Source organism: Arthrobacter sp. J156 (genome assembly GCF_056172865.1).
Map to the genome: position 1 here is coordinate 1,061,762 of NZ_CM149650.1, position 16,745 is coordinate 1,078,506.

Annotated in this window: 14 protein-coding genes; 7 read left to right on the plus strand and 7 right to left on the minus strand. The window is 73.0% G+C overall.

Annotated elements, in window-relative coordinates; genetic code table 11:
- Window positions 1–35: 35 nt before the first annotated feature.
- The 4 genes from AC0QR5_RS04900 (at window position 36) to AC0QR5_RS04915 (ending at window position 6,440) form a co-directional block, all read left to right on the plus strand.
- Window positions 36–1,523, plus strand: a complete 1,488-nt coding sequence (locus AC0QR5_RS04900) for a malate:quinone oxidoreductase (RefSeq protein WP_329860910.1) — start codon at window positions 36–38, stop codon at window positions 1,521–1,523.
- Window positions 1,524–1,620: 97 nt separating this feature from the next.
- Window positions 1,621–4,752: an efflux RND transporter permease subunit gene (locus AC0QR5_RS04905; RefSeq protein WP_329860912.1), complete on the plus strand. Its 3,132-nt coding sequence runs from the start codon at window positions 1,621–1,623 to the stop codon at window positions 4,750–4,752.
- Window positions 4,753–4,855: 103 nt separating this feature from the next.
- The gene (locus AC0QR5_RS04910; RefSeq protein WP_430632871.1) at window positions 4,856–5,968 is read left to right on the plus strand and encodes an LLM class flavin-dependent oxidoreductase; all 1,113 of its coding nucleotides are present in this window, start codon (window positions 4,856–4,858) and stop codon (window positions 5,966–5,968) included.
- 1 nt (window position 5,969) lies between these two features.
- Complete coding sequence (locus AC0QR5_RS04915) at window positions 5,970–6,440, plus strand: MarR family winged helix-turn-helix transcriptional regulator (protein ID WP_329860924.1); 471 nt, start codon at window positions 5,970–5,972, stop codon at window positions 6,438–6,440.
- Window positions 6,441–6,555: 115 nt separating this feature from the next.
- On the opposite strand, the gene AC0QR5_RS04920 is transcribed toward AC0QR5_RS04915, so the two are convergent.
- From AC0QR5_RS04920 to AC0QR5_RS04950, 7 genes are all read right to left on the minus strand, one after another.
- Entirely contained in the window at window positions 6,556–7,362 is an 807-nt protein-coding gene (locus tag AC0QR5_RS04920; protein WP_329860925.1) for a transglutaminase-like domain-containing protein, read from the minus strand.
- 87 nt (window positions 7,363–7,449) lie between these two features.
- Window positions 7,450–8,607, minus strand: coding sequence for a cysteine desulfurase family protein (locus AC0QR5_RS04925; protein ID WP_329860927.1), 1,158 nt, complete (start codon window positions 8,605–8,607; stop codon window positions 7,450–7,452).
- A complete protein-coding gene (gene nadC / locus AC0QR5_RS04930; RefSeq protein WP_329860929.1) occupies window positions 8,604–9,545 on the minus strand; it encodes a carboxylating nicotinate-nucleotide diphosphorylase in 942 nt (313 codons plus the stop codon). The genes AC0QR5_RS04925 and nadC overlap by 4 nt, the downstream gene beginning before the upstream one ends.
- Window positions 9,538–11,463 carry an L-aspartate oxidase gene (locus tag AC0QR5_RS04935; RefSeq protein ID WP_329860931.1) on the minus strand — a complete coding sequence of 642 codons (1,926 nt, stop codon included), beginning with the start codon at window positions 11,461–11,463 and terminating at the stop codon, window positions 9,538–9,540. The genes nadC and AC0QR5_RS04935 overlap by 8 nt, the downstream gene beginning before the upstream one ends.
- Window positions 11,460–12,749 (minus strand): quinolinate synthase NadA, encoded by a 1,290-nt coding sequence (gene nadA, locus AC0QR5_RS04940; RefSeq protein ID WP_329860933.1) that lies wholly within the window; start codon window positions 12,747–12,749, stop codon window positions 11,460–11,462. The genes AC0QR5_RS04935 and nadA overlap by 4 nt, the downstream gene beginning before the upstream one ends.
- 65 nt (window positions 12,750–12,814) lie before the next feature.
- On the minus strand, window positions 12,815–13,600 hold the full coding sequence (locus AC0QR5_RS04945; RefSeq protein WP_329860935.1) for an NUDIX hydrolase: 786 nt from the start codon (window positions 13,598–13,600) through the stop codon (window positions 12,815–12,817).
- A gap of 104 nt (window positions 13,601–13,704) precedes the next feature.
- Complete coding sequence (locus AC0QR5_RS04950) at window positions 13,705–14,178, minus strand: Lrp/AsnC family transcriptional regulator (protein WP_329860937.1); 474 nt, start codon at window positions 14,176–14,178, stop codon at window positions 13,705–13,707.
- Between the two features lie 234 nt (window positions 14,179–14,412).
- Here AC0QR5_RS04950 and AC0QR5_RS04955 point away from each other — a divergent pair, with 234 nt between their 5' ends.
- From AC0QR5_RS04955 to AC0QR5_RS04965, 3 genes are read left to right on the plus strand one after another with little or no spacing between them, the layout of a single operon-like run.
- Window positions 14,413–15,393 (plus strand): thiamine pyrophosphate-dependent enzyme, encoded by a 981-nt coding sequence (locus tag AC0QR5_RS04955; protein WP_329861028.1) that lies wholly within the window; start codon window positions 14,413–14,415, stop codon window positions 15,391–15,393.
- Complete coding sequence (locus AC0QR5_RS04960; protein WP_430970708.1) at window positions 15,386–16,423, plus strand: alpha-ketoacid dehydrogenase subunit beta; 1,038 nt, start codon at window positions 15,386–15,388, stop codon at window positions 16,421–16,423. Before AC0QR5_RS04955 ends, AC0QR5_RS04960 begins: the two co-directional genes overlap by 8 nt.
- A complete protein-coding gene (locus AC0QR5_RS04965) occupies window positions 16,416–16,745 on the plus strand; it encodes a biotin/lipoyl-containing protein (protein WP_329860941.1) in 330 nt (109 codons plus the stop codon). The genes AC0QR5_RS04960 and AC0QR5_RS04965 overlap by 8 nt, the downstream gene beginning before the upstream one ends.

Sequence of the window (16,745 nt, forward strand, 5' to 3'; positions counted from 1 at the left end):
TGGCGTAAGCCACCCAGATCGTCCGATGATGGAGAATGCCTGTGTCCGCGACCACCCCCACCCAGAACCTCGACGTCGCGCTGATCGGCGGGGGCATCATGAGCGCCACGCTCGGCGCGCTCATCAAGCAGCTCGAGCCCGGGTGGACCATGGGATTGTTCGAGAACCTGGACCAGGCCGGGCTCGAGTCCTCCGGCCCGTGGAACAACGCCGGGACCGGGCACTCCGCGCTCTGCGAGCTGAACTACACGCCGGCCGCCAAGGACGGCAGCGTCGACCCCGCGAAGGCCGTCGGCATCAACGAGCAGTACCAGGTCTCCCGCCAGTTCTACGCCTACCTCGTCGAGCAGGGCCACGTCGGCGCGCCCGAGTCCTTCATCAACCCGCTCCCCCACATGAGCTTCGTCCTCGGCGACGCGCACGCCGACTACCTGCGCACCCGCTACGAGGCCCTCAAGGCGCAGCCCCTGTTCGAGGCCATCGAGCACACCGAGGACCTCGGCACCATCGGCGAGTGGGCGCCGCTCGTGGCCGAGGGCCGCGACGGCGCACACCGCGTCGCGGCGTCGCGCGTCGCGGGCGGCACCGACGTCGATTTCGGCTCGCTCACCCGCCAGCTGACCTCCCACCTCGGCTCCGCCGGCACCGAGCTGCACTTCGGGCACCGCGTCACGCGCCTCGAGCGCTCGGGCGGCGGCTGGACCCTGACGGTGAAGAACAACGCGACGGGGCAAAAGCACACCGTGCACGCCAAGTTCGTGTTCGTGGGTGCCGGCGGCGGGGCCCTGCACCTGCTCCAGCTCTCCGGCATCCCGGAGATCAAGGGCTTCGGCGGCTTCCCCGTCTCCGGCCAGTTCCTGCGCAACACCAACGACGCGACGATCGCCCGCCACCACGCCAAGGTCTACGGCCAGGCCTCGGTCGGCGCCCCGCCGATGTCCGTGCCGCACCTCGACACCCGCTTCGTGGACGGCAAGCGCTCCCTGATGTTCGGCCCGTACGCCGGGTTCTCGACGAACTTCCTCAAGACGGGCTCCTTCTGGGACCTTCCGCGCTCGCTGCGCCTGCACAACCTGCTCTCGATGCTCGCCGTCGGCAAGGACAACCTGGACCTCACGGCCTACCTGGTCAAGGAGGTGCTGAAGTCCCGCGGCAAGAAGGACGAGGCGCTGCGCGAGTACTTCCCGGGCGCCGTCTCCGGCGAGTGGGAGCTCATCACCGCCGGCCAGCGCGTCCAGGTGATCAAGAAGGATCCCCGGAAGGGCGGCGTCCTGCAGTTCGGCACCGAGGTCATCACGAGCGCCGACGGGACGATTTCCGGCCTGCTCGGCGCCTCCCCGGGCGCCTCCACCGCGGCCCCGATCATGATCGAGGTCCTGCGCCGCTGCTTCCCCGCCCAGTTCGGCGGCTGGGAGTCCAAGCTCACCGAGATCATCCCGAGCCACGGCACGCGGCTCAACGAGAACCCGGCGCTCCTGGCCGAGGTCACGGCCGCGACCGACTCCACCCTCAAGCTCGCCTGACGCCTCGGGCGGGCGTCCGGCACCGGCCGGACCGGAGCGGCCGCCCGCCGGACGCGCCGGCACCGGGACCGCGACGGGTCCGATCCGAAGGAGCACCATGCACCGCCTCGCCGAGCTGTCCCTGGGGAACCGGGCGCTGATCGCCCTCATCACCGTCTTCGCCTCGGTGTTCGGGGTCATCACCATGGGCTCGCTCAAGCAGGAGCTCATCCCCTCCCTCGAGTTCCCGCAGATCACGGTCGTGGCCGCGATGCCGGGCGCCTCCCCCGAGGTCGTGGACCGCCAGGTCGGCGAGCCCCTCGAGAACGCCCTCCAGGCGGTCGAGGGACTCGAGTCCTCCTCCGCCACGTCGCGCACGGGGCTGGCGACCATCAACCTCGCTTTCACCTATGGGACCAACCTGGACCGCGCCCGCAACCAGGTGGACCGGGCCGTCGCCAACGCCCGGCAGGTGCTCCCCGACGACGTCGAGCCGAGCTCCTTCGCCGGGTCCATCGCCGACTTCCCCGTGGTCTACCTCGCCGTCGCCGGCGGGGACTCACTCAACGGCCTCAAGGCCGACCTCGAGCGGCTCACGGTCCCCAAGCTGCGCAAGGTCGACGGGGTGCGCACCGTCGACGTCACGGGCGGCGCCACGCAGCACATCGCCGTCCTGCCACGCGCCGCGGACCTCGCGGCGGCGGGAGCGACCGTGGCCGACATCGCCACGGCGCTCGACGAGAACGCCGGGCTCTTCCCGATCGGCAGCGTCGGCCAGGAGGGGCTCACGCTGCCCGTGCAGGCCGGGACCGACATCGCCTCCCTCGACGACGTGCGCGGGCTTCCCCTGAGCATCGAGGGCCGCGACGACGTCTCCGTCATCGGCGACGTCGCGAGCGTGGAGATCGTCGACGACGAGCCGACGTCGGTCACCCGTACCAACGGTGAGGAGACCCTCGCGCTCGCGCTGACCAAGACGCCGGACGGGGACACCGTGGCGATCTCGCACGCGGTCGCCGAGCTCCTCCCCTCGCTGCAGGCCGAGCTGGGCGGCGACGCCGTCTTCACGACCGTGTTCGACCAGGCGCCCTTCATCGAGAAGTCCATCAAGGACCTCACGACGGAGGGACTGCTGGGGCTGGGCTTCGCCGTGCTCGTCATCCTGGTCTTCCTGCTCAGCGTCCGCTCGACTCTGGTCACCGCGGTCTCCATCCCGCTCTCCCTGCTCGTGACGTTCATCGGCCTGAACGCGTTCGGCTACTCGCTGAACATCCTGACCCTCGGCGCGCTGACGATCTCGATCGGGCGCGTGGTCGACGACTCGATCGTCGTGATCGAGAACATCAAGCGGCACCTGGCCTACGGCGAGGACAAGGTCACGGCCATCCGCACGGCCGTGCGGGAGGTCGCGACCGCGATCACGGCCGCCACCCTGACCACGGTCGCGGTCTTCCTCCCGGTCGCCTTTGTCGGCGACCTCGCCGGGGAGCTGTTCCGGCCGTTCGCGTTGACCATGACGCTCGCGCTCGTGGCCTCGCTGCTGGTCTCCCTGACGATCGTCCCCGTGCTCGCCTACTGGTTCCTGGGCCGTGGGCACGCCTCCCCCGCAGCGGACGACGCCGGTGCCCCCCGGGCCGCGGCGGCCGCCCGCGAGCGGGCCCTGGAGAGGGAACGGGGGAGCTGGCTCCAGCGCGGCTACTCCCCCGTGCTCGATTCCACCCAGCGCCACCCCGTCATCACCCTGACGGCCGCGGTGCTCCTGCTCGCCGGCACGGTCGCGATGGTGCCGCTCCTGCCGACCAACCTGCTCGGCTCGAGCGGCCAGAACAGCTTCAGCGTGGTCCAGGAACTACCCGCCGGTTCCTCGCTGCAGACCACCCTCGACGCGGCCCTGCCCGTGGAGGAGGCGCTGCGCGCCGGGGACGGGATCCGCGATGTGCAGCTGACGGTGGGCAATCCCTCGGGCGGCTTCGCGTCCTTCGGCGCCGGGACCGACCGGGCCCAGTTCACGGTCATCACGGAGGAGGGCCGGGACGTCGAGGAGCTCATCGACGCCGTCCGCCCCGCCGTCGAGGCGGCCGCCGGCGGGACCGCGCCGCGCTTCAGCACCCAGGAGGGCGGCTTCGGCACGAGCAGCACCGTCGACGTCGACATCACGGCCCCGACCCCGGAGCTCCTCGAGGAGGCGGCGGCCGTCGTCGAGGAGCGCCTGGCGGGCATCGAGGGCGCCCGCGGCGTCGAATCGGACCTCGTGGCCTCCCGCCCACAGGTCTCGGTCACCGTGGACCCGGCCGAGGCGGCCCGTCGCGGCCTGACCGATCAGCAGATCGGCGGGCTCGCCGCCTCGGCGCTCGCCCCGCTGCCGGCCGGGAGCGTCCGCCTCGGCTTCACCGAGTACCCCGTGGCCATCGGCGAGGGCGGCTCGGCCGGGACGGTGGAGGAGCTCCGTGCGCTGGCCATCCCGACGCCGCAGGGACCCGTGGAGCTGGGCGACATCGCCGCCGTCGAGGTCGTCGAGGCGCCCGCGAGCGTCTCGAGCGCCAACGGCGAACGCATCGCGACCGTCTCCGTGACGCCCGGGGAGAACGACCTCGGCGGGGTGGCCGCGGAGGTCACCGGGCGCATCGACGCCCTCGAGCTGCCCGAGGGTGCCGCGGCGACCGTCGGCGGCGCGGCGACGCAGCAGGCGGAGTCCTTCGAGCAGCTCTACCTCGCCCTCCTGGCGGCGGTCGCGATCGTCTACGTCATCATGGTCGCGACGTTCAAGTCGCTCGCGCAGCCGCTCATCCTCCTGGTCTCCGTTCCCTTCGCGGCCACGGGCGCGATCGGGCTGCTCCTCGTCACGGGCGTGCCGCTCGGGCTGCCCTCGCTCATCGGCATGCTCATGCTCGTGGGCATCGTGGTGACCAACGCGATCGTGTTGATCGACCTCATCAACCAGTACCGCAAGCCCGGTCCAGGACGGGCCGCGATGCCGCTCGACGACGCCATCCACCAGGGCGCGCGGCAGCGCCTGCGGCCCATCCTGATGACCGCGCTCGCCACGATCTTCGCGCTCACGCCCATGGCGCTGGGCATCACGGGCGAGGGCGGCTTCATCTCCCAGCCGCTCGCCGTCGTCGTCATCGGCGGCCTGGTCTCCTCCACGGCCCTCACGCTCGTGCTCGTCCCCGTGCTGTACCGCCTCCTCGAAGTGCGCCGGGAACGGCGGAACACGGCCCGGCGAGCCCCACGGCACGCCGCGGCCTGAGCCAGGCCATGGTGCGGGAATAGCCCGGCCACCCACTTCGTTTTGTATGCAAACGCATATAAGATGAATCGGCGGGACCACCGCACGGGACAGGAGCAGCACCATGCAGATCGGCGTCTTCAGCGTCAGCGACATCACCACCGACCCGGTCAACGGGACCACGCCGGGCGAGCACGAGAGGATCAAGGCCGCCGTCGCCATCGCGCAGAAGGTGGAGGAGATCGGGCTCGACGTCTTCGCCATCGGCGAGCACCACAACCGGCCGTTCTTCTCCTCCTCGCCGACCACGCTCCTGGCCAACATCGCGGCGCGGACCGAGCGGATCATCCTCTCCACGGCCACGACCCTGATCACCACCAACGACCCCGTGAAGATCGCGGAGGACTTCGCGATGCTGCAGCACCTCGCCGACGGCCGCGTCGACCTGGTCCTGGGCCGGGGCAACACGGCGCCCGTCTACCCGTGGTTCGGCAAGAGCGCGCAGGACTCCGTGGAGCTCACGGTCGAGAACTACCACTTGCTGCGCCGCCTCTGGGACGAGGACACCGTGACGTGGAGCGGCAAGCACCGCACCCCGCTGCAGAACTTCACCTCCACCCCGCGGCCCCTCGACGGCGTGGCGCCGTTCGTCTGGCATGGCTCGATCCGCACCCCGCAGGTCGCGGAGATCGCGGCCTACTACGGCGACGGCTTCTTCGCCAACAACATCTTCTGGCCCAAGGAGCACTACCAGCAGCTGATCGGGCTCTACCGCGAGCGCTACGAGCACTACGGCCACGGCCGGGCGGACCAGGCCGTCGTGGGGCTCGGCGGCCAGTTCTACCTCGCCCGGAATTCCCAGGACGCCGTCCGCCAGTTCCGGCCGTACTTCGACAACGCCCCCGTCTACGGGCACGGCCCCTCGCTCGAGGACTTCACCGCCCAGACCCCGCTCACCGTGGGCAGCCCGCAGGAGGTGCTCGAGAAGACCCTCTCATTCCAGGAGTTCTTCGGCGACTACCACCGCCAGCTGTTCCTGATCGACCACGCGGGACTGCCGCTCAAGACCGTCCTGAACCAGCTGGACCTCTTCGGCGAGACCGTGCTGCCCGGGCTGCGCGAGGAGTACGCCAAGCGGACGCCGGCGGACCACCCCGCTCCGCCGACGCACGCGGGCCGGGTCGCGGCCGCGACAGCGACCGCGACCGCGACAGCGCCCACGGGACGGGCGGGCTGACATGGCGCAGGATGATCCGGCACGCGACGATGCCGGGGTCCGGCTGTCCGCGGAGGCCTGGGAATCGCTCTTCCGGGCGCAAGTGGCCGTCATGCGCCGGCTCCAGCAGCTCGAGGAGTTCAAGGAGCTCTCGATGCGCGAGTACGACGTGCTCTTCAATCTGGCCCGCTGCCCCGAGGGCGGCCTGCGCCAAGGCGACCTGACACCGTTGCTGCTCATGAGCCAGCCGAGCCTGAGCCGCATGATCGACCGCCTCGAGACCCGCGGCTTCCTGCGGCGGGCGCCCGATCCCGCGGACCAGCGGGCCGTCCGCCTCACGCTCACCGAGGAGGGGGCCGCGGTGCAGCGCCGGATCGGGCGGGCGCACGTGCGCCACATCCGCGACCTCGTCTCCCCGGCGCTGGAACCCGCGGAGCTGCGCGAACTGGAACGGCTCACCGCCAAGCTGCGCGGAGCGGTCGAGGGCGGCTGACGCCGCTGCCAGGCGCGGTCGCCCGCGACCGGCGCGTTTCGTGTGCAGCTCCTGCGCGAATCCGGCCTCGGAAGCCGCAGGATCTGCAGGGCAAACCGGCGGGACCGCCCGCGGCTCAGCGGAGCTGGACGAGAGCCCGCGCGCCGGGGTCCTCGAGGGTCTCGTCCGAGCCGGCGTCGACCTTCATCGAGCGCAGCTGCAGCGAGCCGCCGACCGTCGAGAGGAAGGCGGTGTCCGAGGAGTCGGCGCCGGTCGAGATCCGCACGAGGCCCTGCCGCGGCGCGAGGCCGGTCGCGTCGACGACGTACCAGGCGCCGTCGACGTAGGCCTCGGCGACGGCGTGGAAGTCCATGGGCCGCAGCTGCGGGGCGTACGCCGCGGCCAGGCGGGCCGGCACGTCCTTGGCCCGCAGCAGGGAGACCACGAGGTGGGCGAAGTCCCGGCAGACACCGCGCCGGGCGAGCAGCGTGTCCACGGAGCCGTCGCTGCCGCGCGAGGAGCCGGAGACGTAGCCGAGCTGCTCGGTGACCCACGCCGAGACCTCCTGGACGAGCTCCACGCCGCGCAGGGTCCCGAACTGGGCGTAGGCCGTGGGAAGGAGCTTGTCCGATTCGCAATACCGGGACGGCCGGACGTAGCGGATCAGGTCGGCGGCGTCGATGGGTGCCGGGTCGGCCCGGCCCTCGACCCTCAGGGAATAGTCCAGGACGACCTCGGCGGCGTCGTCGGTCTCGACGACGTGCAGGCGGCCGCCGTGGTGGTCCGGGACCTCCTCGGGCTCGACCTCGCGGCCGTCGATCGTGACGACGAGGCGCTCCTCGAACGCGTCGTAGCCCGGGTCCCTGACGGCCGCGACGGCATAGACGAGGCGGGTACCGGGGGCTGCCTGGGAAACGATCCGGGCGGAAGCGGTGCGCGACATGGCGTGGGTGGTTCCTCTGCGGTGGTACCGGACGGGGGCGACGCGTCCCAGCGTAGCCGCTCCGGCCCCCGGGCGCAGACCGTCCGGCTACCCTCCCGCGACGGCGCGGACGGAGGCCACGGTCGCCCGCGCCGCCGTCGTCATCTCCGCCTCCTTGACCTGCCGCGTGAAGCTGAACCGGACGGCCGTGAGCGCCGTGTCGGCGTCGAAGCCCATGGCCAGCAGGACGGGCGAGGGCTCGTCGGAGCCGGCGTGGCACGCGGAGCCCGAGGAGCACTGCACGCCGCGGCGCTCGAGCTCCAGGAGCACGGCCTCCCCCGCCGTTCCGGGGAAGCAGAAGGAGACGATCCCGGGCACGCGGTCCACGGGATCGCCCGTCGCCACGGCGCGCACGGTGCCCGCGGACGCCCCGGACCCGAGCCCGTCGAGCACGGCGCGGCGCAGGTAGTCCCCATAGCCGTCCTCCGGCCCGCCGGACGCGGTCGCCTCCGCGGCGAGGCGCAGCGCCGTCGCCGTCGCAACGGCCCCCGCGACGTTCTCGGTGCCGCTGCGCCGCCCGCGCTCCTGCCCGCCGCCGTGCAGGATCGGCTCGGCGCCCAGACGGCCGCGCAGCATGAGCAGCCCCGCCCCCTTCATCCCCCCGGCCTTGTGCCCGGACAGGCTCAGGGCGTCGGCGACGGCGGCCAGCGGCGCGAGATCGAGCCACCCGGCGGCCTGGACGGCGTCCGTATGGAAGCGCGCCCCCGCGGAACGCGCCACGGCCGCGGCGGCCTGCACCGGCTGGACGGTGCCGACCTCGTTGTTGACGGCCATGACGGACACGAGCGTGGTGTCCGGGCGCACGGCCGCGGCCAGGGCCTGTTCGTCAACCCGTCCGAGACCGTCCACGGACACGACGTCCAGGGTGAAGCCGTGGTGCCGGACCAGGTAGTCCAGCGCGCCGCGCACGGAGGAGTGCTCGACCGCCGTGCTGACGAGGTGCCGGCCCCTGGGCTCGGCGAGGGCCAGGCCCTTGAGGGCGAGGTTGTTGGACTCGGTCCCGCCGGAGGTGAAGACGATGTCCCCGTCCCGCACGCCGAGCACCTCGGCCGCGGTCCGCCGCGCGTAGGCCAGCGCGCGCGCGGCCGACTCCCCCGCGCCGTGTCGGCTCGAGGGGTTGCCGAAGTCCGTCGTGAGCAGCGGCCAGACGGTCTCGAGGACCTCGGGCCGCACGGGCGTCGTCGCCGCCGCGTCGAGGTAGATCACGCCCCGCCCACCCAGTCCAGGCCGAGGTCCAGGGAGCGGACGCTGTGCGTGATGGATCCGGCCGAGATCACGTCGACCCCCGTCGCCGCGATGGCCGCGACCGTCTCGACGGAGACGTTCCCGGAGGCCTCGACGAGGCAGCGCCCGGCGACCCGGCGCACCCCCTCGGCGAGGTCCTCGAGGCCGAAGTTGTCGAGCATGACGGTGTCCACGCCGGCGGAGACGACCGGCTCGAGCTGCTCGAGGGAGTCGATCTCCACCTCGAGGTGCACCGTGTGCCCGAGCCGTGCGCGCGCCGCGCGCAGGGCCGCGGTGAGCTCCGCGCCCGTGCCGAGCAGGGCGAGGTGGTTGTCCTTGGCCATCACGGCCGAGGAGAGGTTGTCGCGGTGGTTGTGCCCGCCACCGCAGCGCACGGCATAGCGCTCGAGCACCCGCAGGCCCGGCGTGGTCTTGCGCGTGTCGGCGATCCGCACGTCGTCGCGGCCGGCGGCGTCGACGAGGGCCCGCGTCTGGGTCGCGACGCCGCACAGGCGCTGCAGGAGGTTCAGCCCGACGCGCTCGGCGGCGAGGACGGCGCGAGCCGGGCCGCTCGCCGTGGCGAGCACGTCGCCGGCGGCGAAGCGGGCCCCGTCGCGCATGGCCGGCCGGACAACCACGCCCGCCCCGCCCTGGCGCATGGCCTCCCGGAAGACCTCGATCCCCGCGCAGACCCCGGGCTCGCGGGCGATCACCGCGACGTGGGCCACGGCCGCGGCGGGCACGAGCACCTGGGCGGTGAGGTCGCCCTGGGGCAGGTCCTCGGCGAGGGCGTCGGCGACGATCCGGGTCACGGCCGCCGCGGGAACGGGCCACGTCACGCCGTCGTCGTGCGCGGCGGTGGACGGCACGGTGGCGTCCCCTGCGGTGCCGGGGATCCCGGTGGTGCTCTGCTCAGTCATGACGGGCCGTTCTGCCGGTGGCGGCGGGGATCGGGGACGGGGATGCGGCGCCGCGGACGTAGGCACGTCGCGGAGCGGGGACGACGCCGGACGCGCGCCCGGGTGCCGGGGCGTCGGTCCGGTGATGGGCGCCGAGGGACGCGGGCCGCTCGAGGGCGGCGCGGGCGATGACGCCGGCGAGCGCGATCAGGTGGGCCGCCTCGGTGCGGGCGCGGGACCCGCCGGTCTCCGGCGGCCCACCGGGGGTGCCGGCCGGGGTGGACGGCGTGGCGTTCGCCGAAGATCCCGCCACGGCCCCTGCCGCGCGCGCCGCGGAGAACGCTGCGGAGGAGGCCGCCTCCGACTGGAGTGCGTCGAGGCGCCCGATGGCGCGCGCCAGCCCGTCGGCGTCGCGTTCGACGCCGAGCCACGGGCCCGTCACGGCGTGCAGCGCGGCGAAGGGCTCCGCCGCGCCGTCGTGGACGGCGGGCGGCCGGACACCGGAGCCGACGTGTGCTCCGCCGACGTCCGCGCCGCCGATCTCCGCGCCGCCGGCCCGGCGCGCGCTCCCGGGCCCGGGAACTGCGGGCGCGGCGGGCCCGGGGAGCGGCGTCGCCTCGGCGAAGCCGGCGTCCGCGAGGACGCGCTCCGGAGTCCACCCGGCGTCGTCGAACGCGGCGCCGTCGAGCGCGGCGGCCGCGTTCCACGCGAAGACCATGGCCTCGAGGAGCGAGTTCGAGGCGAGCCGATTGGCGCCGTGCACGCCCGTGCAGGCGGTCTCCCCCGCGGCGAAGAGCCCCGGGAGGGTACTGCGGCCCTGGGCGTCGGTGAGGATCCCGCCCATCCAGTAGTGCTGGGCCTCGGACACCGGGACGGGCGCGGCGGCGAGGTCGTGGCCGAGCTCGGCCAGCCGGGCCGTGATGCCCGGGAAGCGGCGGGCCAGGAAGCCGCGGCCGCGGGTGCGCTCGACGCCGCTCGCGTCGAGGTGCACGGAGCCGGTCTCGCGGCGCGCGCGGTGGATGGCGCGGGCGACGACGTCGCGGGGGGCGAGCTCGGCGTCCGGGTGGACGGCGCCCATAAAGCGCCTCCCGGTTCCGTCGAGCAGGACGGCCCCCTCTCCGCGCACGGCCTCGGAGACCATAAACGGCCCGTCCGGGACGAGCGTCGGGTGGAACTGCACGAACTCGGCGTCGGCGAGCGCCGCGCCCGCGGCCCAGGCCATCGCCGCCCCGTCGCCCGTCGCGCCGGCCGGGTTGGTCGTCAGGGGGTAGAGGCGTCCGATCCCGCCCGTGGCCAGCAGCACGGCGTCTCCGCGTTCCACGGTCCCGTCGGCGAGGCGCACCCCGTCGACGGCTCCTTCGGCCACCTGCAGGCCCGCGGCGAGGGTGTGCTCGCGCAGCTCGATCCGTCCCTCGGCGGCGAGCCGGCGGACGACGCCGATGAGCGCCGCAGCCACGACGCGCCCGGTCGAGTCCCCTCCCGCGTGGAGGATGCGCGGGGCGCAGTGGGCCGCCTCGAGGCCCAGGGCCCACGCCCCGGTACCGTCCGCGCCCGGGCGTGGCCCCGGCGTCGTCCCCGAGGCCCGGCCGGACGGCACGGCGGGATCGAAGGCCGTTCCGTGGGCGGCGAGCGCCTCGATGTGTCCCCACGCGCTCGTGCACATCATCCGCACGGCGCGCGCGTCGCCCAGCCGTGCGCCGGCGCGGAGGGTGTCCTCGACGTGGGCAGCGGCGCTGTCCCCGGACGCCACGCCGGCGGGTCCCACGGCCGAGATCCCGCCCTGGGCGTACCACGTGTTGGAGTCCTGGAGGCGGTCCTTGGTCAGCAGGAGGGCCGTGTGGCCGCGCTCCGCGGCGGCGATGGCGCCGTAGAGGCCGGCGATGCCGGAACCGACGACGACGAGCCGGCGGCTCCGGCGCGCCCCCGGGCCCGTGCTCACGGCCGGGCCGCCAGCATCCGCTCGAGCGCGGTCTTCGCCTCGGCGGCCGTCTCCTCGCCGACCGAGATCCGGTTCACGACGCGCCCGGCCACGAGTTCCTCGAGGACCCACGCGAGGTAGCCCGGGTGGATCCGGTACATCGTCGAGCAGGGGCAGATCACGGGGTCCAGGCAGAAGATCGTGTGCTGCGGGTACTGGGCGGCCAGGCGGTTGACCATGTTGACCTCGGTGCCGATCGCGAACGTCGTGGGCTCCGTGGCGGCGGCGACGGCCTTCTGGATGAAGTCGGTCGAGCCGGCGGAGTCCGCGGCGTCGACGACCTCCATGGGGCACTCGGGGTGGACGATGACCTTGACGCCGGGATGCTCGGCGCGGGCCTTGTCGATCTGGGCGGTCGTGAACCGCTTGTGCACCGAGCAGAAGCCGTGCCAGAGCAGCACCCTGGCATCCTCGAGCGCGGCGGGGGTGTTGCCGCCGAGGGGCTTGCGCGGGTTCCACATCGGCATCCGCTCCAGGGGGACGCCCATCGCCTTGGCGGTGTTGCGGCCCAGGTGCTGGTCCGGGAAGAACAGCACGCGCTGGCCGCGCTCGAACGCCCACTCGAGCACCGTGGCCGCGTTGGAGGAGGTGCAGACGATCCCGCCGTGGCGGCCGACGAACGCCTTGAGCGCGGCGGAGCAGTTCATGTACGTGACCGGGATGACCGGGACCCGGCCCTCGGCGTCCGGCTCGGTGCCGTAGAGCTCGGTGAGCTGTTCCCAGCACTCCTCGACCGAGGACTCGTCGGCCATGTCGGCCATGGAGCACCCGGCGGCCAGGTTGGGCAGGATCACGGATTGCCGTTCCGTGGACAGGATGTCCGCCGTCTCGGCCATGAAGTGGACGCCGCAGAAGACGATGTATTCGGCGGTGTCCCGGGTCAGCGCCGCGTTGGCGAGCTGGAAGGAGTCGCCGATGAAGTCCGCGTACTGGACGATCTCGTCCCGCTGGTAGAAGTGCCCGAGGATCACGAGGCGTTCGCCGAGGGCGTCCTTCGCGGCGCGGATGCGCGCGTCGAGCTCCTCGTCGGTGGCCTCGCGGTAGGCGGACGGAATGCCGCCCTGGCGGGGGGTGTCCGCCGGCGCGGCGTCGCCCATCGAGGCGCCAGGCCCGTAGCCGGGCGACGCGTCGAAGTCCCACGGCGGGCTCGCGAGCGTGGTGGTGCAGGTACCCAAGGGGCGCGTCAACAGGGCCCCCTCGGCGGGGCGGCCGCTCAGGGCCTGGATCGTGACGTTGACACTGGTCATGGCGTGGTCCGTTTTCTTCGAGGGTGAGGGAGGGGAGGATGTGGCCGGTGGCGGTGCGGCCGGCGTCAGCCGGGGTCCGGGATGCCGGCCGGCTCCGGCTCGACGTAGCGGTAGAGGCGGGGCGGGCGGTGCTTGCCGCCCTGCAGGAACTCGCCGGTCTCGACGATCCCCGGCGAGGCGAGCAGCTGCCGACGGAAATTGGCGGGGTCGAGGCTGCGGCCCAGCACGGCCTCGTAGACCTCCCGGACCTGCGCGAGCGTAAAGCGCTCCCCGAGGAGGCGGTGGGCGATCGAGCCGTAGGCCACCTTGTTGCGCAGCCGCCACAAGGCGTAGCGGACGATGTCCGCGTGGTCGAAGGCGAGCCCGTCCAGGACGGCCTCGTCCCCCGCGGCGAACCAGGCGACGTTGGGGTCCTCGCGCAGCACCGACGTCGGCCCCGGTTCCCCGTCCGCTCCCGTCACCGGCCGGGTTCCGGCCTCCGGGCGCGCGGGGTGCGCACCGGCGTCGGACTCCCGGACGAGCGCCCAGTAGACGATCGAGACGACGCGGCGCGACGGGGAGCGGTCGAGGCCGCCGAACGCGTACAGCTGCTCGAGGTAGCGCGGCACGAGCCCCGTCGTCGAGCGCAGGTTGGCCGCCGCGGCGTCCTGGAGCGCCTGCGTGCCTCCGAGCGGGCCGCCCGGCAGGGCCCAGCGGCCCTTGAACGGCTCGCGCGTGCGGCGCACGAGCGGCAGCCAGAGTTCCTTGCGGCCCGCGTCGGAGACGTCCGCGTCGCGCAGCGCGAAGATCACGGTCGAGACCGCGAGCTCGGGGCTCAGGGCCATGCGCTCGGAGACGTTCGCGAACTCCATGGCGGCTCCCTCCCGGCGGACGAACAAGTTATTGTCACGACGACAATAACTCAGGATACCCCTCCGGGACTGGTCCTTCCAAGCATGTGTCGCCCGAAGCGGACTCAGTCGCGGCGGGCGGCCGCGCGGGCGAGCGGCAGGGTGCGCAGCGGCAGCGGGGTGTTCAGGACCACGAGCGAGGAGGAGCGCACGACGGTTCCCGTGGAGATGACGGCGTCCAGCACGCGCTGCAGGTCCGCGTTCGAGCGGGCGACGACGCAGGCCAGCAGGTCGCTCTCGCCCGAGACGGTGTGCAGCTCGAGCACCTCGGGAATGGCGGCGAGGGCCGCGGCGACGGCATCGTGGCCCGCGTCCTGGTGGATGGCCAGGGAGCAGTACGCCCGCACCGGGAAGCCGAGGCCCTCGGCCGAGATGCGGGGACCCCACCCCGTCACGACGCCGTCGCGCTGCATCTTGTCCAGGCGCGCCTGCACCGTCGCCCGGGCCACGCCCAGCACGCGCGAGGCCTCCAGTACCGACATCCGCGGATCGTCCGAGAACAGCTCCAGCACGCGCGCATCCAGTCCGTCGACCGCCATGGCCGCACACCCCCTCGTTCAAGATGACAATTTGTCTAGCCATCATGGCAGATCGCCGCACACTTCTGACAGTTTGCGCGGTCGTTTGCTGGCAGATTGCGCCACCGTCGGCGTGTGAGTACGGTCACCGTAGGCCTTCACACGCGGAGAGGATCCATCGTGAACGACACCACCACCCTCGTCCCGGACGGCGAACCGCTGTCCGGCGACGAGCTGCTCGAGCTGTACCGCCTCATGGCGACCGTCCGGCACCTCGACGTCTCCGCCATCGCGTGGCAGCGCCAGGGCATCCTGCCCGGCTACGCCCCCATGCAGGGCCAGGAGGCCGCGCAGGTCGGCAGCGTCTTCGCCCTGGACATGGCGCGCGACTTCGTCTTCCCCACCTACCGGGAGATGGGCGCCGCCCTCGCGGCCGGCGTGGACATGCCGGAGTTCATGGCCACGCACAAGGCGACGTGGAACGGCGGACTCTACGACGCGGCGAAGTACCGCTTCACGCCGATCCAGACCGTCATCGCCGGTTCCGCGCTGCACGCCGTCGGCTGGGGCCACGGGCAGAGACTCGACGCCCTCCGCGAGGGCCGCCCGGCCGAGGACCTGCCCACGGCGCTGATCTACCTCGGCGACGGGGCGTCGTCCCAGGGCGACATCCACGAGGCCATGAACTTCGCCGGGGTCTACCGCTCCCCCGTCGTCTTCTTCGTCCAGAACAACGGCTGGGCCATCTCGGTCCCCACCGAGCGCCAGGTCGCCGGCGGTTCCGTCGCGGCCCGCGGACCGGGCTACGGCATCGCCTCGATCCGGCTCGACGGCAACGACGTCGAGGCGGTCGTGCGCGGGATGCGCGCCGCCCTCGCGCACACCCGCTCCGGCGCGGGCCCCGTGATCGTGGAGGCCATGACCTACCGGCGCGGCCCCCACTCCACGTCCGATGACCCCGGCCGCTACCGGAGCCTCGAGGACGAGCGACGCGACGCCGGCGCCGACCCCGTCGCCTCGCTGGCCGAGCGCCTGCTGGCCGAGGGCCTGGCCGACGCCGCGGACCTCGACGCCGTCCGCGCCGGGGCCGAGGCCTTCGAAGAGGCGACCCGCGCCGCCGTCGCGGCCCAGGGCCCCCGCCCCGGGGCCGAGATGTTCGAGTTCGTCTACCAGGAGCAGACCGAGGCGCTGAAGCGCCAGGCCGCCCTGTGGCGCGAGGAGTCCGAGCATGTCTAGCCCAGCCGTTACCCGAGAGGAAGCCATGGCGCGAGTGAAGCGCACCGGGACCGAGCAGCTGTCCCTGAACAAGGCCATCAACGCGGCCCTCGCCGACGTCCTCGAAGAGGATCCGCGCGCCCTCGTCCTCGGCGAGGACGTGGGACGCCTCGGCGGCGTCTTCCGCATCACCGACGGGCTCCAGGAACGCTTCGGCGAGGAGCGCGTCTTCGACACCCCGCTCGCCGAGTCCGGCATCCTGGGCATGTCCGTGGGACTGGCCATGGCCGGATACCGTCCCATCCCGGAAGTGCAGTTCGACGGCTTCACCTACCCGGCCGTGAACCAGATCGTCACGCAGATCGCCCGGATGAACTTCCGCACCCGCGGCGCCCTGCCCATGCCGATCACGCTGCGCATGCCCAGCTTCGGCGGCATCCACTCCCCCGAGCTTCACTCCGAATCGCTCGAGTGGCTCTTCGCCCACGTCGCCGGGCTCAAGGTCGTCTCCCCCTCGAATCCACACCAGGCCTACCACCTGATGCGCCACGCGGCGACCCGGCCGGATCCCGTGATCTTCATGGAGCCCAAGTCCCGCTACTGGCAGAAGGACGCCGTCGACTTCGACGAGCCGGGCCCGCTCGAGGGCTCCGTCGTCGCCCGCCCCGGCCGCCACCTCACCCTCGTCGCCTGGGGCGGCATGGTGGCCCGCTGCCTGCAGGTCGCCGAGCTGGCCGCCGAGGACGGGATCGACGTCGAGGTCCTCGACCTGCGCTGGCTCAAGCCCATCGACGCCGACGGCCTCGCGGCCTCCGTGTCCAAGACGCGCCGCGCCGTCGTCGTCCACGAGGCCCCGCGCGCCGCGGGCCTCGGCGCCGAGGTCGCGCAGACCATCACCGAGGCGTGCTTCGGTACGCTCAAGGCGCCCGTGGAGCGCGTGACGGGCTTCGACGTCCCGTTCCCCTCCGGTAGCCTTGAGGCCGAGTACATGCCGAACATCGACCGCATCCTGTATGGGATCCAACGGGTATTGGAGTACCGCCGTGGCTGAAGTTTCCTTCCCCCTTCCCGACCTGGGCGAGGGCCTCATCGAGGCCACCGTGCTGGAGTGGCTCGTCGCCGAGGGCGAGCAGGTCGAGCGCAACCAGCCCATGGTGGAGGTCGAGACCACCAAAAGCTCGCTCGAGCTGCCGAGCCCGCAGTCCGGGAAGGTCGTGCGCACCTACGGCGGGCCCGGGGACACGATCAACGTGGGCGATCCGCTCATCGTCTTCGAGGTCCCGGACGACACCGCCGGCATCGTCGGCACCGTGCCGCAGGAGACCGCGCCGAAGCGCCGCGTCCGCCTGAGCGCCGCCCTGGACGAGGACTAG

What these genes read in the sequence shown, in the direction of transcription:
- AC0QR5_RS04900 (WP_329860910.1), top strand. Translation starts at nt 36, where the DNA reads ATGCCTGTGTCCGCGACCACCCCCACCCAGAACCTCGACGTCGCGCTG.
- AC0QR5_RS04905 (WP_329860912.1), top strand. Translation starts at nt 1,621, where the DNA reads ATGCACCGCCTCGCCGAGCTGTCCCTGGGGAACCGGGCGCTGATCGCC.
- AC0QR5_RS04910 (WP_430632871.1), top strand. Translation starts at nt 4,856, where the DNA reads ATGCAGATCGGCGTCTTCAGCGTCAGCGACATCACCACCGACCCGGTC.
- AC0QR5_RS04915 (WP_329860924.1), top strand. Translation starts at nt 5,970, where the DNA reads ATGGCGCAGGATGATCCGGCACGCGACGATGCCGGGGTCCGGCTGTCC.
- AC0QR5_RS04920 (WP_329860925.1), bottom strand. Translation starts at nt 7,362, where the DNA reads ATGTCGCGCACCGCTTCCGCCCGGATCGTTTCCCAGGCAGCCCCCGGT.
- nadC (WP_329860929.1), bottom strand. Translation starts at nt 9,545, where the DNA reads ATGACTGAGCAGAGCACCACCGGGATCCCCGGCACCGCAGGGGACGCC.
- nadA (WP_329860933.1), bottom strand. Translation starts at nt 12,749, where the DNA reads ATGACCAGTGTCAACGTCACGATCCAGGCCCTGAGCGGCCGCCCCGCC.
- AC0QR5_RS04945 (WP_329860935.1), bottom strand. Translation starts at nt 13,600, where the DNA reads ATGGAGTTCGCGAACGTCTCCGAGCGCATGGCCCTGAGCCCCGAGCTC.
- AC0QR5_RS04950 (WP_329860937.1), bottom strand. Translation starts at nt 14,178, where the DNA reads ATGGCGGTCGACGGACTGGATGCGCGCGTGCTGGAGCTGTTCTCGGAC.
- AC0QR5_RS04955 (WP_329861028.1), top strand. Translation starts at nt 14,413, where the DNA reads ATGGCGACCGTCCGGCACCTCGACGTCTCCGCCATCGCGTGGCAGCGC.
- AC0QR5_RS04960 (WP_430970708.1), top strand. Translation starts at nt 15,386, where the DNA reads ATGTCTAGCCCAGCCGTTACCCGAGAGGAAGCCATGGCGCGAGTGAAG.